The following is a 13,736-nucleotide window of genomic DNA, read 5'->3' as shown; positions in this document are numbered from 1 at the left end:
TAGGACCTCGCCTTCCGTCACAGGCCCATTCTACCCGCGTATACTTAGGCCATGCGCGGCCTTTCCCAGAAGGTCCAGGCCATGAAGCCCTCGGCCACGGTGGCGGTGAACGCCAAGGCCCTGGAGCTTAGGCGAAGGGGCGTGGACCTGGTGGCCCTCACCGCCGGCGAGCCCGACTTTGACACCCCCGAGCACGTGAAGGAGGCGGCGAGACGGGCCCTGGCCCAGGGCAAGACCAAGTACGCTCCCCCTGCCGGGATCCCGGAGCTCCGGGAGGCCCTGGCGGAGAAGTTCCGCCGGGAAAACGGCCTGGAGGTCACCCCCGAGGAGACCATCGTCACCGTAGGGGGGAAGCAGGCCCTCTTCAACCTCTTCCAGGCCATCCTGGACCCGGGGGACGAGGTCATCGTCCTTTCCCCCTACTGGGTGAGCTACCCGGAGATGGTGCGCTTCGCCGGGGGGGTGCCGGTGGAGGTGAAAACCCTCCCCGAGGAGGGCTTTATTCCCGACCCCGAAAGGGTCCGGCGGGCCATCACCCCCCGCACCAAGGCCCTGGTGGTCAACTCCCCCAACAACCCCACGGGGGCGGTCTACCCCGAGGAGGTCCTAAGGGCCCTGGCGGGGCTTGCGGTGGAGCACGACTTCTACCTCGTCTCCGACGAGATCTACGAGCACCTCCTCTACGAGGGGGAGCACTTCTCCCCGGGAAGAGTGGCCCCCGAGCACACCCTCACCGTGAACGGGGCGGCCAAGGCCTTCGCCATGACGGGCTGGCGCATCGGCTACGCCTGCGGGCCCAAGGAGGTCATCAAGGCCATGGCCGATGTCTCCAGCCAGTCCACCACGAGCCCGGACACCATCGCCCAGTGGGCCACCCTCGAGGCCCTCACCAACCAGGAGGCCTCCCGCGCCTTCGTGGAGATGGCCCGGGAGGCCTACCGCAGGAGGCGGGACCTGCTTCTTCAGGGCCTGGCCGCCCTCGGCCTAAAAGCCGTGCGCCCGAGCGGAGCCTTCTACGTCCTCCTGGACACCTCCCCCATCGCCCCCGACGAGGTGCGGGCGGCGGAGAGGCTTCTTGAGGCGGGGGTGGCGGTGGTGCCGGGCACGGACTTCGCCGCCTTCGGCCACGTCCGCCTCTCCTACGCCACCAGCGAGGAGAACCTCAGGAAGGCCCTGGAGCGCTTCGCCCGGGTACTGGCTCAGTAGCGGCGCCTTTTCCTTGGGGCGAGGAGGAGGAGGGCCGCCCCCAGGGTCACGCACACGTCCGCCAGGTTGAAGACGGGGAAGTGGGCGATGAAGGGGATGGAGGTGCCGAGGTCCAGGTAGTCCACCACCCACCCCCGGCCCAGGCGGTCCACCCCGTTCCCCAGGGCTCCCGCCGCCACCAGGGAGAGGCCCAAGGCAAGGCCCAGGGGATAGCGGCGGTAGGCGAGGAGGTAGAGGAGAACGCCCCCCACCAGGAAGGAGAGGAGGCCGAGGAGGGTGGCCTGGCCCTGGAAGAGGCCGAAGCCCGCCCCCGTGTTCCGCACCAGGGTGAGGTAGAGGAGGTCGCCGAGGAGGGGCTTGGGAACGGGGGAGAGGTGCTCCAGGGCCCAAAGCTTCAGGGTCTGGTCCAGGGCGAGGAGGAGGGGTACGAGCACCGTGGGCATCCCCAAGAGTCTACCCTGTGCTATACTCCTTAGGGTTTGCCTTCGGGCAGGGGAGGAGAGCCATGTCCAGAGTGTGCGAGATCAGCGGAAAGCGGCCCATCGTGGCCAACAGCATCCAAAGGCGGGGTAAGGCCAAGCGGGAAGGGGGCGTGGGCAAGAAGACCACCGGCATCTCCAAGCGCCGCCAGTACCCCAACCTCCAGAAGGTCCGGGTGCGGGTTGCCGGGCAGGAGATCACCTTCCGCGTGGCCGCAAGCCACATCCCCAAGGTCTACGAGCTTTTGGAGCGGGCCAAGGGCCTGAAGCTAGAGGGCCTCTCCGCCAAGGAGATCAAGAAGGAGCTCCTCAAACTCCTCTAGCCCCCTTCTGCTAGGATGGCCCCGTGGTGTGGAAGCCGGGGCACTACCTCCTCTTGGCCCTGGGCCTCTACGCCCTGGTGGCCACCCTGGCCTTTACCTCCCGGGGGCGGGAGGTGGCGGCCTTGCGCCAGGAGGTGGCGGTCTGCCGGGCCAAGGCCCGGTGGGTCCCCCAGGGCTACCTCCTGCCTTTCCCCGGGGCCTGCCTGCCCTCCCGCCCCGAGAACCTGCCGAACGCCCCCCGCCCCTACCGCAAGGGGGTGAGCGCGGGCTTCGTCTTCCAGAACGGGGACGCCTGCGTGCCCGTGGTGCGGGGGATGGGGGTGGTGGCGGCCTTTGGCGGCGAGGTGGTGAAGGTGGACCGGGGCTATGAGGAGCCCGGTCCGGAGGAGTTCCGGGCCCTCCTGGAACGGGTCAAGGAGGGGGCTTCTCCCGAGGACATGGACCGGCTTCGGGGCCTCGAGGTCCACCTCCGCCACCCCGACGGCCGCACCACGGTCTACGCCCACCTCCAGGCCCCCTACCCCGGGCTTAGGGTGGGAAGCCAGGTCCACCGCGGGGACCCCATCGGCTACGTGGGGAGCACGGGCCTCCAGGGTGGGACGCCCAGGCTTCTCTTTGAGGTCTGGGAGGGGGAGCCCGACCGGAGCCCCTTCCTCTTTCAGGGCCTTACCGGCGAGGAGCTCCTCCGCCAGGCCAAGGCCTTCTTCGGCCTAGAATAGCCCCATGCGGGAGGCCTTCCTTCGGGTCTGGGAGAACCCCTACGTCCGGGTTCTGGTTTACCTCTTCCTCTTCTATCTGGCCTACCGCCTGCTGGCGCGGGCCTGGCCGGCCCTGCAGGTCCTCCTCGCCGCCTTCGCCTTCGCCTACCTCACCCACCCCCTGGTGCGCTTTTTTGAGGCGAGGCGCCTTCCCCGCATCCTGGGGGTGGTGCTGGTCTACCTGGGCTTGGGCGTCTTCCTGGGCCTGGCCTCCTTCCTCACCGCCCAGACGGTGGTGGAGCTCTCCCGGATCGCCCAGGAGCTTCCCCGGCTCCTGGACCCCTTTTTCGCCTGGATCGTGGGCCTTCCCGACCGGGTGCGGTCCGCGCCCGTGCCCCGGGGCCTCGAGCCCGTCCTGGCCGAGGCCACCCGCAACCTCCAGGGGCTTTTGCAAAGCTTTCTAGAGACCCTGGTCCGCTGGTTGCAGGGGCTTCTCGCCCAAGGGGGAAACCTTCTGGGCTTTTTCGCCTCCTTGGTGGGCGGGCTCTTCCAGCTCCTCACCGCCCTCACCCTCTCCGTCTACTTCCTCTACGACCTGCCCCGCCTGGGCCGGGCGGCCCTTTCGGCCTTCCCCGAGCCCTACCAGCCCCTCCTGGGGGAGCTTGCCGCCAAGCTGGACCGGAGCGTGGGAGGGTACGTGCGGGGCCAGCTCCTGGTGGCCTTCCTGGTGGGGCTCGTGGTGGGGGTGGGGCTCTCCCTGGTGGAGGTGCCCCTGGCGGGGAGCCTGGGGTTTCTGGCCGGGGTCTTCAACCTCATCCCCTTCGTGGGGGTGATCGTCTCCGGGGTGCCCGCCCTGCTCCTCGCGGCCACGGGGGGGTGGGTGAAGGTCCTCTTGGCCTTCCTCGTCCTCTGGCTCGCCAACCAGCTGGAGGGAAACCTCTTCGGCCCCCTCATCGTGGGCCGGGCCACCCGGCTCCACCCCATCACCGCCATCGCCGCCATCCTGGTGGGGGCGAGCCTCTTCGGCCTCTGGGGCGCCCTCCTCGCGGTGCCCGCCGCCGCCTTCCTCAAGGTGCTCCTGGAGGACTACTACCGAAAGAGCCGCTTTTACCGGGAAGGTTGAGCCAGAAACCCCACCAGGCGAAGCGGCCTAGGGAAGCCGCTCCTCCTCCGTGGCCAGCGCCTCGGGCTCCAGTTGCCTGGGCAGAAGCAGGTTCAGCGCCACCCCCACCAAAGCGGCCAGAGCCATGCCGCTCACCTTGAGGGGCACCTCCGCCCCCGCTACCTGAATGGCCCCCAGGTTGGCCACCGCCCCGCCCAGGCCCAGGACCAGGATCGCCGAGACCACGATGAGGTTGCGGCTATGGGTGAAATCAATCTCCGCTTCGGCCAAGGTGCGGATGCCGATGGAGGCGATCATCCCGAAGAGGAGCATGGAGATCCCGCCCAAGACCCCCTGGGGCAGGGTCTGGAGGAGGGCGGCGAGCTTGGGGGAGAAGGAGAGCAGGATGGCGAAGACCGCGGCGATGCGCAGGACCAAGGGGTTGTAGACCCGGGTCACCGCCAGGACGCCCGTGTTCTCGGAGTAGGTGGTGTTGGCGGGGCCGCCCAATAGGCCAGCGAGGCTCGTGGCGAGCCCGTCCCCGAGGAGGGTGCGGTGGAGGCCGGGCTTGGCGAAGAAGTCCTTCCCCACCACCCGGCCGTTGGTGAGGATGTCCCCGATGTGCTCCATCACCGTGACGAAGGCCACGGGGGCGATGAGGAGGACCGCCCCCCACTCCAGGGAGGCCGGGGTGAAGGCGGGAAGCCCAAACCAGGGGGCCCCCTGCAGGGGGGAGAGGTCCACCCGGCCGAGGAGGAGGGCCAGGAGGTAGCCCGCTCCCACCCCGAGGAGCACGGGGATCATTTGGAAAAGACCCCGGAAAAAGACGGCGCTCACCACGGCGCTTGCGAAGGTGAAGGCGGCGAGGAGCCAGTCCTTGCCCGCCATCTCCACCGCCACGGGGGCCAGGGTGAGGCCGATGACCACGATCACCGGGCCCGTGACCACGGGCGGGAAGACCCGGCGCACCCTTTCGGAGCCGATGAGGAGGACGAGGAGGGCGAAGAGGGCGTAGACGAGCCCCGCGGCCGCGATCCCGCCCCCGATGGCGCTCAAAGAGAAGCCCCCCTCCTTGGCCGCCAGGATGGGGGCGATGAAGGCGAAGCTGGAGCCCAGGAAAACGGGGACCATCCGCCCCGTGACCAGGTGGAAGACCAGGGTGCCCACCCCGGCGGTGAAGAGGGCCACCGCCGGGTTGAGGCCGGTGAGGAGGGGAACCAAAACCGTGGCCCCGAACATGGCCACCGTGTGCTGGAGGCCCAGGATAAGGTGCCTTGGCGTCATACCGAGGGCATTCTACCAGTGCCCCCCGGCGGCCAGGGCCTCGCGGAACCAGGGGGGCACCTCCCGGCCGAAGCGCCTCTCGGCGTAGGCCCAGGCGAAGTCCCCGTAGCGCCCCTCCCGGATGGCCCGCCGGGCGGCCTCGGTTAGGCGGTGGAGGTGGCGCAGGTTGTGGAGGGAAAGGAGGATCCCCCCGAGCATCTCCCCGGCCCGCACCAGGTGGGCGAGGTAGGCGCGGCTAAAGGTCTGGCAGGCGTAGCAGTCGCACCCTTCCTCCAGGGGCCTCGGGTCTTCCAGGAAGCGGGCGTTTTTCAGGTTGAGCCGCCCCTCCGGCACCAGGGCGCTCCCGAAGCGGCCCGTGCGGGTGGGGTAGACGCAGTCAAAGAGGTCCACCCCAAGCCCCATGGCCGCCACCAGGTCCTCGGGGTGGCCCACCCCCATGAGGTAGCGGGGGCGGTCCTCGGGGAGGAGGCGGGTGGAGAGCTCCACCATGGCGAACATGGCCTCCTTGGGCTCCCCCACGGCCAGGCCCCCGATGGCGTAGCCCGGGAGGTCAAACCGCAGGGTCTCCAGGGTGGAACGCCGCCTGAGCCCGGGGTCGGTGCCCCCCTGGGCGATGCCGAAGAGGGCCTGGTCGGGCCGGGTCTTGGCCTTCAGGCTCCGCTCCAGCCAGCGGAGGGTGCGCTCCAGGGAGGCCTTCAGGTACTCCGGGGGGGAGGGGTAGGGGGGGCACTCGTCCAAGGCCATGATGAGGTCGGCCCCCAAGGCCTCCTGCACGGCGATGCTCCTTTCCGGGGTGAGCTTGACGAGGCGGCCGTCCAGGTGGCTTTGGAAGACCACCCCCTCCTCGTCAATGCGGCGCAAGTGCCCGAGGCTCATCACCTGGAAGCCCCCGGAGTCCGTGAGCCAGGGACCTTTCCAGCCCGCGAAGCCGTGAAGTCCCCCGAGGGCCCGCACCCTTTCGGGGCCGGGCCTTAGGAGGAGGTGGTAGGTGTTGGCGAGGAGGACCTGGCTTCCGATGGCCTTCAGGTCCTTGGGCATGAGGCCCTTCACCGAGCCCTGGGTGCCCACGGGCATGAAGAGGGGGGTCTCCACCGCCCCGTGAGGGGTGAAAAGCCTTCCCGCCCGGGCCCTGCCTGAGCGGGCCTCCACCTGGAAGCGGAAGGGGTCCATCAGGCCTTGGCGAAGCGGGTTTTGACGTACTCCTCCACGAGGGCGAGGAACTCCTCGGCGATCCTTTCCCCCTTGAGGACGGTGAGGAGCTTGCCGTCGGCGTAAACCGGGGCCTTGGGCTCCTCCCCCGCCCCCGGGAGGGAGATGCCGATGTGGGCGTGCTTGCTCTCCCCGGGGCCGTTCACCACGCAACCCATCACCGCCACCTTGAGCCCCTCCACCCCGGGGTAGCGGGCCCTCCACTCGGGGAGCCTGGCCCGGAGGTGGCGGTTCACCTCCTCGGCGAGCTCCTGGAAGAAGGTGCTGGTGGTGCGGCCGCACCCCGGGCAGCTCGTCACCTCGGGGGCGAAGGCGCGAAGCCCCAGGGCCTGGAGGACCTCCTGGGCTACCTCCACCTCCTTGGTGCGGGGCTCCCCCGGGGCCGGGGTGAGGGAGACCCGGAGGGTGTCCCCGATCCCCTCCAGGAGGAGGGGGGCGAGGGCCGCGGCCGAGGCCACGATCCCCTTCACCCCCATCCCCGCCTCGGTGAGGCCGAGGTGGAGGGGGGCTTGGGTACGACGGGCGAGTTCCCGGTAGACCCACACCAGGTCCTTAGGCTTGGACACCTTGGCCGAGAGGACGATCTTGTCCGGCCCAAGGCCCATCTCCAAGGCGGCCTCGTAGGAGCGGACGGCGCTTTCCACCAGGGCCTCGAGGACCACCTCGTGGGCGCTTTTGGGCTCAGGGCGCTGGGCATTTTGGTCCATGAGCTCGGTGAGGAGGGCGGGGTCCAGGCTCCCCCAGTTCGCCCCGATCCTCACGGGCTTCCCCAGGTCCATGGCGATGCGGATCATCTCGGCGAAGTGCTCGTCCTTGTGCCGCCCCCGGCCCAGGGTGCCCGGGTTGATGCGGAACTTGTCCAGGGCCTCGGCCATCCCGGGGTGCTTGCGGAGGAGGAGGTGGCCGTTGAAGTGGAAGTCCCCCACCAGGGGCACCTCCGCCCCCTCATCTAGGAGCCTCCTCTTGATCTCCGGCACGGCCCTCGCCGCCTCCTCGTCGTTCACGGTGATGCGGACGATCTCGCTTCCCGCCCGGTAGAGCTCCAGGACCTGGGCGGCGGTGGCCTCCACGTCCCGGGTGGGGGTGTTGGTCATGGACTGCACGGCGATGGGGTGGCCGCCCCCTAGGGGGACGCGGCCCACCCAGACCGTGGGGGTAGGTCGCCTCATCCCCTCCATGCTAGCCGAGGCCGGGTGGGGAAAAGGGGAGCGGCCTACCCTTCCAGCTCCATCCCCATGATGTGGTACCCGGCGTCCACGTAGACCACCTCCCCGGTGATGCCGCTTGCGAGGGGGGAGAGGAGGAAGAGGCCCAGGTTGCCCACCTCCTCCTGGGTCACGTTGCGCTTGAGGGGGGCGGTCTCGGCCACCCGGTCGTACATCTTGGTGAAGCCGGGGATGCTCCGCGCCGCCACGGTGCGCACCGGCCCCGCGGAGATGGCGTTCACCCGCACGCCCTTGGGCCCGAGCTCAAAGGCCAGGTAGCGGACGCTGGCCTCCAGGGCCGCCTTGGCGATGGCCATGACGTTGTACTTGGGCACCACCTTCTCGCTGGCGTAGTAGGTGAGGGTGACGATCCCTCCGCCCTCCCGGAGGAGGGGCTCGGCCCTTTGGGCCACGGCCACCAGGGAGTAGGCGGAGACCTCGAGGGCCAAAAGCCAGTCCTGGCGCCGGGTGTCTATATACCGCCCCTCCATGGCCTCTCTGGGGGCGAAGGCGATGGCGTGGACCAGGTAGTCCAGTCCCCCAAAGGCCTCCTTCACCCCGGCGAAGAGGGCGTCAAGCTCCTCGTCCTGGGTCACGTCCGCCTGGAAGAGGAGGCCCCCCCCTAAGGCCTCGGCGAGCTTTTCCGCCTCGGGGCGGAGCCTTTCCGCCTGGTAGCTTAAGGCCACCTCCGCCCCCGCCTCCTTGAGCCTGGCCGCGATGGCGTAGCCCAGGCTCCTTTGGTTGGTGACCCCCATGACCAAGGCCTTCTTGCCCGAAAGGTCCACGGTGAGCATGGGGGGATTATACCGAAGGCGCGGGGGCCATCACGGAAACCCCCTCCAGGGCAAGCCGCGCGTCCAGGGTCACCAGGGGGAGGGCTTCCGGGTCCCCCTCCGCCGCCACCAAGAGGGAGGCGAGCTGAAGGGCGTCTAGGGTTCTCAAGGGATGGGCCTGGAGGAGGCGGAGGGCTTCCCGGCGCACCTTTTCCCCGGGAAGAACCTCGTGCCAGGCGGCCTTGAGCCTGCGAAGCCGCTTCAAGGCCAAGGCGAAGGCCTCGTCCTCGAGGGCCCCCTCCCGCCTCCTCCGGGCCAGGGCCGAGGCCGCCTCCACCTCGGCGACCCAGGCCACCACCATCTCCCCGTCCTCGGCGAGGAGGCCTTCCACCCAGGGCGTGGCCGCTTCCCGCACCAAGAGGGGTACGAGGGCCGAGGTGTCCCAGAACCTCATCCCTCCTCCCGTTCTTCCAGGAGGGCACGGAGGACGCTTTCCTTAGGAATGGGAAGGGGAAGGTCTTCCAGGTGGGGGTTTCCCTTTCCCCGGCGGAGGAGGCCCTGGCGCTCAAGCCGAAGAAGCCCCCCAGGGCCCAGGGCCGGGCTCAGGCGGGCCACGGGCATCCCTCGGTCCAGGATGAGGACCTCCTCCCCCGCCTGGACCTGGCGGAGAAGCTCGGAGAGACGGCTCTTGGCCTCGCTCACGGAGACCGTTCGCACGTGTCTATTATAGTCAGAGAGCTGTGACCCTTTAGGTTTGCCTTACGCTAAGGCATGGTCCGGCTGGAGGACTACGGCACCTGGGAAGAGGCCCTGAGGCGGCTTTAGGCGAGCCGCAAAGCCCTCCTCGCCCTGCTTCGGGAGGCGGATTCCGCTTGGCTTTCCACCCCTTTGGGGGAAGGGGCCTGGACCCCCCTCATGGGGGCGGAGCACATCGCCTTGGTGGAGGACTCCACCGCCCGGGTCTTAAGGCGCCTCCGCCGGGTGGCGGCCGGGGAGAGCCTGCCCCCGGTTCCCGTGAAGCCCGGGGAGTTTAAAGACGGCGAGCCCCAGGCCCCGGAAGGGGTTAGGCCCAAGGGGGGGCTTTCCCTGGAGGAGGTCCTGGCTCTCCCGGAAAGGGCCCGCGCCTTCCTCCTGGAGGAGGCGGACCCGGGGAACCCCGCCACCTTCCCCCACCCCTTCTTCGGGGAGCTGAACCCCTTGGGCTGGCTCAGGGCCGCCGCCTACCACGAGGCCCACCACCTAAGAGGCCTTCAGGCCTCCTTGCGGTAGCGGGCGAGCCAGGCGTGGAGGCGCGCCGGGGAAACCCCCCGGATCGCCTCCACGCCCCCTTCCCACTCCAGGACCACCCCGGCGGTGGGGCTTCCCGCCAGGGCGCTGACCTTCTTCAGGGCCTCCTCGTCTTCCCGGGCGTTCACGAACTCAAAGGGGATGCCCTTCTGCGCCAGGAACATCTTCACGATCTCGCAGGGGCCGCAACCGGGGACGCCGTAGACCCGCACCATACCCCTATAGGGTAGCAAAACCTGGGCCCGAAGCCCATACAATCCCTAGGGTATGCGCCTCGCCGACCGCCACCCCGAGGTGGACCTGGAGAGGCTCCTTCAGGGCTTCGCTCCCCCTCCCCGCTTCCTCGGGGCCACCTTTCAGGCCTACCGCCCGGACCCCCGCTACCCCTCCCAGGCCCTGGCCAAGGAGCGCCTGCGAAGTTGGGTCAGGGACCGCCCCCGGGGCCTCCTCCGCCCCCGGATGCCCGGGCCCCAGGGGATCTACCTGGACGGGGGCTTCGGGGTGGGGAAGACCCACCTCCTGGTGGCCGCCTACCTCGAGGCCCCAGGCCCCAAGGCCTTCCTCACCTTTGAGGAGCTCACCTACGCCCTGGGCCTCATGGGGCTCGAGGAGGGGGTGAGGCGCTTTGCGGGGCTTCGCTACCTCTTCCTGGACGAGTTTGAGCTGGACGACCCGGGGAACGCCCAGATGGCCACCCGCTTCCTCGCCCTCACCATGGAACGGGGCCTCCGGGTCGCCACCACCTCCAACACCCCGCCCGGGGCCCTAGGCGAGGGGCGGTTCAACGCCGAGCAGTTCCGGCACCAGATCCAAAGCCTGGCCCGCCGCTTCGCCGTGGAGCGCATTGAGGGGGAGGACTTCCGCCGCCGCGACCCGGGCCGCCTCCCCCGGCCCCTCACGGACCGGGCCCTCCTCGAGGCCCACCGCCAGGACCCGAGGAAAAAGAGCCTGGACGCCTTTCCCGAGCTCCTCGCCCACCTGAGAGGGCTCCACCCCATCCGCTACCGCTACCTCTTCCAGGGCCTCGAGGCGGTCTACCTCATGGGGCTGGAGCCCATCCCCGACCAGAACGACGCCCTGCGCTTCGTCCACTTCGTGGACCAGCTCTATAACCTCGGCCTTCCCCTGGTGGCCTCGGGGGAGCCCTTGGAGCGCCTTTTCCCGGAGAGCTACCGCCACGGGGCCTTCGCCAAGAAGTACGGCCGGGCCCTTTCCCGGCTCGCCGAGCTTTTGGGGTAGCATGGGGGCATGGACCTGGCGGAAAGGCTTTCCGAGCTGGCCCAGTCCCTCTCCCAGGCGAGCGCCGCGGTGGGGATTCTGGAGGCCATAGAGGAGGTCCTGGACGAGTACAAGGAAGGGGAGCTCACCCTCAAGGAGGCCATGGAGGAGATCCAGGGCCTGGTGGAGGAGTTCCAGGCGGTGCGGGCCCTCTCGGAGATGACCCCGGAGGAGCTCGAGGCCCTGGCCGAGGAGGAGGAAGAGGAAGAGGGAGGACTCAGGTCTTGAAGGCGGTGGCCGTCGTCTTGGACTCGGTGGGCCTCGGCTACCTGCCCGACGCTCCCCTCTTCGGCGACGAGGGGGCGGACACCCTGGACCACACCGTGCTCAAGACCGGGGTGGCCCTGCCCCACCTGGCCGCCCTGGGCCTCGGCTGGGTGCAGGGGGTCCACACCCTGCCCCGCGTAAGGCCCCAGGGGGCCTTCGGCCGCATGAAGGAGGTGAACCCCGGCAAGGACACCACCACCGGGCACTGGGAGTTCGTGGGGATCCTCCTGGAAAAGCCTTTCCGCACCTACCCCGAGGGCTTCCCGGAAGAGCTTCTCAGGGCCTGGGCCGAGGCCATCGGAGTGGGGGGGTGGCTTCTGAACCGGCCCTACTCCGGCACCGAGGCCATCCGGGACTACGGGGAGGAGCACCTTAGGACGGGTTTCCCCATCGTCTACACCTCCGCCGACAGCGTCTTCCAGGTGGCGGCCCACGTAGACGTGGTGCCCGTGGAGGAGCTCTACCGCTTCTGCCGGGTGGCCCGGGAGATGCTCCTCGGCGAGCACCAGGTGGCCCGGGTCATCGCCCGGCCCTTCGCCGGGGAGCCGGGAAGGTTCTACCGGCTGGAGCACCTTAGGAAGGACTTCGCCCTGGAGCCCCCGAGAAACGTCCTGGACGTCCTCAAGGAGGGGGGCCTCGAGGTGGTGGGGGTGGGGAAGATCCCCGACATCTACGCAGGTCGGGGCTTCACCCGGGCGGAGAGGACCAAGGACAACCGAGACGGCCTGGAGAAGACCCTGGCCCTCATGGGGGAGCCCTTCTCCGGCCTCGTCTTCACCAACCTGGTGGACTTTGACTCCAAGTACGGCCACCGCCGCGACCCCGAGGGGTACGGGAGGGCCTTGGCGGAGGTGGACGCCTTCCTGCCCCGTCTCCTTTCTGCTCTCGCTCCTGAAGACCACCTCTTCCTGGTCTCCGACCACGGCAACGACCCCACCTTCTTCGGCACCGACCACACCCGGGAGTACGGGATGCTCCTCTGGGTAGGGCCGGGGGTGGAGGGGGAGTTGGGCACCCGGGAGAGCTTCGCCGACCTCGGGGCCACCTGGGCGAAGCTTTTTGGCCTTTCCTGGAAGGGCCCCGGAACGAGCCTCTTCTAGGCCATGCCCTTCACCTGGCGCGACCTTTTGGACATCCTCCTGGTGGCGGTCCTCTTCTACTACCTCTACCGCCTCGTCGCCGGCACCCGGGCCCTGAACCTGGTGCGGGGGGTTTTGGTCTACCTCCTGGTCTGGTTCCTGGCGAGCGTGTTGGGCCTTTCCACCCTAGCCTGGCTTCTCGGCAACGCCGCCACCTTGGGGGCCTTCGCCCTCATCGTGGTCTTCCAGCCAGAGCTCAGGGGGTTTCTTGAGCGCCTGGGCCGGGCCCAGGGCCCCAGGGCGCCTTCCTTGGCCCTGGAGGAACTCCTTTTGGGCCTTTCCTGCCTCGCCGAGCGGCGCTACGGGGCCCTCATCGCCCTAGAGCGGCGAACCCCCTTGGGGGAGTACGCCGCCACCGGGGAGGTGCTGGAGGCCCGGCTTTCCGCCCGGCTCCTGGTGACCCTCTTCTACCCCGGCACCCCCCTCCACGACGGCGGGGCCATCCTGCGGGGAGGGCGGCTTTTCGCCGCGGGCTGCGTTTTTCCCCTTTCCGAGGCGCAGGTGGGCCTCGGCACCCGCCACCGGGCGGCCCTGGGGCTTTCCGAGGTGTCCGACGCCCTGGTCATCGTGGTGAGTGAGGAGACGGGGGCCATCCGGGTGGCCGAGGGGGGGAGGCTCTCCCCGCCCCTTTCCCTCGAGGCCCTGCGGGAAAGGCTCAAGGGGGTGGCCCATGCGTGACTGGCCCGCCTGGCTCCTTTCCCTGCTTTTGGCCTTAGCCGTCTGGTACTCCCTAAGGGAAAGGGCCCCCGTGGTGGAGCGGGCCTTGAGCGCTCCCCTGCAGGTGGTGGGCCTGGGGCACGGGGTGGCGGAGGGGGTGCCCAAGGAGGTCTTCCTTAGGGTCCGGGGGCCCGCCCCCTTGGTGGAGGGCCGGAACCTGCCCGTTTCCGCCTACCTGGACCTTTCCGGGGTGGAAGGGCCCTTTGCCCGGGAGGTGCAGGTGACCGTGCCCCAGGGGGTGAAGGTGCTGGAGGTGCGCCCGGCCCGGGTGGAGGGGAGGGTAGAAGCCCTCCTTACCCGCACCCTGCCCGTGGAGGTCTACGCCCAGGGGGCTTGGGTGCGCACCGAGCCCGACCGGGTGGAGGCCAAGGGCCCGAGGAGCCAGGTAGAGGTGGCGGTGAGCGCCTTGGGGATAGACCTGGGCACGGGGGAGGTGGCCCTCACCGCCTTCGGGCCCGAAGGCCCCCTTCCTGGGGTGGAGGTCTCCCCCTCGAGGGTGAAGGTGGTGGCCCGGGAGGAGGCCCTTTTCCGCAAGGAGGTGGCCCTGGTGCTGAAGCCTCCTCCGGGCCTCAAGGTCCTGGAGTACACCCCTAAGGCCCTGGAGGTGGTAGGGCCCAAGAAGGCCCTGGAGGGCCTGGAGGCGGTGGAGGCCAGGCCCCAGGGGGGCTTCCGCCCAGGGGAGGTGGCGGGCCCCTGGGTTCTGGACCTCCCCCCGGGGGTGCGCCCCCTGGGCCAGGTTTGGGGAAGGGTGCGCCTTGGGCTACAATAG

17 protein-coding genes and 1 pseudogene are annotated in these 13,736 nt (G+C 69.6%); 10 read left to right on the top strand and 8 right to left on the bottom strand.

Features of this window, described 5'->3' with window-relative positions; translation table 11 throughout:
• The first annotated feature begins 51 nt into the window (after nt 1-51).
• The gene (gene aspC, locus ABJK26_RS04930) at nt 52-1,206 is read left to right on the top strand and encodes an aspartate/prephenate aminotransferase (protein ID WP_347241141.1); all 1,155 of its coding nucleotides are present in this window, start codon (nt 52-54) and stop codon (nt 1,204-1,206) included.
• Here the strand turns inward: aspC and lspA are convergent.
• Nucleotides 1,200-1,649, bottom strand: a complete 450-nt coding sequence (gene lspA / locus ABJK26_RS04925) for a signal peptidase II (protein WP_347241140.1) — start codon at nt 1,647-1,649, stop codon at nt 1,200-1,202. The genes aspC and lspA overlap by 7 nt on opposite strands.
• Before the next feature lie 62 nt (nt 1,650-1,711).
• Here lspA and rpmB point away from each other — a divergent pair, with 62 nt between their 5' ends.
• Genes rpmB through ABJK26_RS04910 form a run of 3 tightly spaced genes read left to right on the top strand, consistent with a single transcriptional unit; the run spans nt 1,712 to nt 3,829 of the window.
• Complete coding sequence (gene rpmB / locus ABJK26_RS04920) at nt 1,712-2,008, top strand: 50S ribosomal protein L28 (RefSeq protein WP_347241138.1); 297 nt, start codon at nt 1,712-1,714, stop codon at nt 2,006-2,008.
• A 23-nt stretch (nt 2,009-2,031) separates the two neighbouring features.
• Nucleotides 2,032-2,727: a M23 family metallopeptidase gene (locus tag ABJK26_RS04915; RefSeq protein ID WP_347241137.1), complete on the top strand. Its 696-nt coding sequence runs from the start codon at nt 2,032-2,034 to the stop codon at nt 2,725-2,727.
• Nucleotides 2,728-2,731: 4 nt separating this feature from the next.
• On the top strand, nt 2,732-3,829 hold the full coding sequence (locus ABJK26_RS04910; protein ID WP_347241136.1) for an AI-2E family transporter: 1,098 nt from the start codon (nt 2,732-2,734) through the stop codon (nt 3,827-3,829).
• Nucleotides 3,830-3,856: 27 nt separating this feature from the next.
• Here the strand turns inward: ABJK26_RS04910 and ABJK26_RS04905 are convergent, their stop codons facing one another.
• From ABJK26_RS04905 to ABJK26_RS04880, 6 genes are read right to left on the bottom strand one after another with little or no spacing between them, the layout of a single operon-like run.
• Nucleotides 3,857-5,092: a solute carrier family 23 protein gene (locus tag ABJK26_RS04905; protein ID WP_347241135.1), complete on the bottom strand. Its 1,236-nt coding sequence runs from the start codon at nt 5,090-5,092 to the stop codon at nt 3,857-3,859.
• A gap of 12 nt (nt 5,093-5,104) precedes the next feature.
• Entirely contained in the window at nt 5,105-6,262 is a 1,158-nt protein-coding gene (tgt, locus tag ABJK26_RS04900; RefSeq protein ID WP_347241134.1) for a tRNA guanosine(34) transglycosylase Tgt, read from the bottom strand.
• Nucleotides 6,262-7,479: a flavodoxin-dependent (E)-4-hydroxy-3-methylbut-2-enyl-diphosphate synthase gene (ispG, locus tag ABJK26_RS04895; protein ID WP_347241133.1), complete on the bottom strand. Its 1,218-nt coding sequence runs from the start codon at nt 7,477-7,479 to the stop codon at nt 6,262-6,264. The genes tgt and ispG overlap by 1 nt, the downstream gene beginning before the upstream one ends.
• A gap of 35 nt (nt 7,480-7,514) precedes the next feature.
• Entirely contained in the window at nt 7,515-8,300 is a 786-nt protein-coding gene (locus ABJK26_RS04890) for an enoyl-ACP reductase (RefSeq protein ID WP_347241132.1), read from the bottom strand.
• A gap of 7 nt (nt 8,301-8,307) precedes the next feature.
• Nucleotides 8,308-8,733 carry a type II toxin-antitoxin system VapC family toxin gene (locus ABJK26_RS04885; RefSeq protein ID WP_347241130.1) on the bottom strand — a complete coding sequence of 142 codons (426 nt, stop codon included), beginning with the start codon at nt 8,731-8,733 and terminating at the stop codon, nt 8,308-8,310.
• Entirely contained in the window at nt 8,730-8,996 is a 267-nt protein-coding gene (locus ABJK26_RS04880; RefSeq protein ID WP_347241129.1) for a type II toxin-antitoxin system prevent-host-death family antitoxin, read from the bottom strand. The genes ABJK26_RS04885 and ABJK26_RS04880 overlap by 4 nt, the downstream gene beginning before the upstream one ends.
• A 54-nt stretch (nt 8,997-9,050) precedes the next feature.
• Here ABJK26_RS04880 and ABJK26_RS04875 point away from each other — a divergent pair.
• Nucleotides 9,051-9,548 (top strand): annotated as a pseudogene (locus tag ABJK26_RS04875) (DinB family protein).
• On the opposite strand, the gene ABJK26_RS04870 reads toward ABJK26_RS04875, so the two are convergent.
• Complete coding sequence (locus tag ABJK26_RS04870; protein ID WP_347241128.1) at nt 9,530-9,781, bottom strand: glutaredoxin family protein; 252 nt, start codon at nt 9,779-9,781, stop codon at nt 9,530-9,532. The pseudogene ABJK26_RS04875 and the gene ABJK26_RS04870 overlap by 19 nt on opposite strands.
• A 52-nt stretch (nt 9,782-9,833) precedes the next feature.
• On the opposite strand from ABJK26_RS04870, the gene zapE reads away from it, so the two are divergent.
• The 5 genes from zapE to ABJK26_RS04845 are packed head-to-tail and all read left to right on the top strand — an operon-like array spanning nt 9,834 to nt 13,736.
• Nucleotides 9,834-10,805 (top strand): cell division protein ZapE, encoded by a 972-nt coding sequence (gene zapE / locus ABJK26_RS04865; RefSeq protein ID WP_347241127.1) that lies wholly within the window; start codon nt 9,834-9,836, stop codon nt 10,803-10,805.
• A gap of 9 nt (nt 10,806-10,814) precedes the next feature.
• Complete coding sequence (locus ABJK26_RS04860; RefSeq protein WP_347241126.1) at nt 10,815-11,072, top strand: hypothetical protein; 258 nt, start codon at nt 10,815-10,817, stop codon at nt 11,070-11,072.
• Nucleotides 11,069-12,211, top strand: coding sequence for a phosphopentomutase (locus ABJK26_RS04855; RefSeq protein WP_347241125.1), 1,143 nt, complete (start codon nt 11,069-11,071; stop codon nt 12,209-12,211). Before ABJK26_RS04860 ends, ABJK26_RS04855 begins: the two co-directional genes overlap by 4 nt.
• A gap of 3 nt (nt 12,212-12,214) precedes the next feature.
• A complete protein-coding gene (gene cdaA / locus ABJK26_RS04850) occupies nt 12,215-12,928 on the top strand; it encodes a diadenylate cyclase CdaA (protein ID WP_347241124.1) in 714 nt (237 codons plus the stop codon).
• Nucleotides 12,921-13,736: a hypothetical protein gene (locus tag ABJK26_RS04845; RefSeq protein WP_347241123.1), complete on the top strand. Its 816-nt coding sequence runs from the start codon at nt 12,921-12,923 to the stop codon at nt 13,734-13,736. The genes cdaA and ABJK26_RS04845 overlap by 8 nt, the downstream gene beginning before the upstream one ends.

Source organism: Thermus sp., assembly GCF_039793865.1.
In the GTDB taxonomy this organism is placed as follows: Bacteria; Deinococcota; Deinococci; order Deinococcales; family Thermaceae; genus Thermus.
This window is presented reverse-complemented; position numbering and strand designations above follow the sequence as displayed.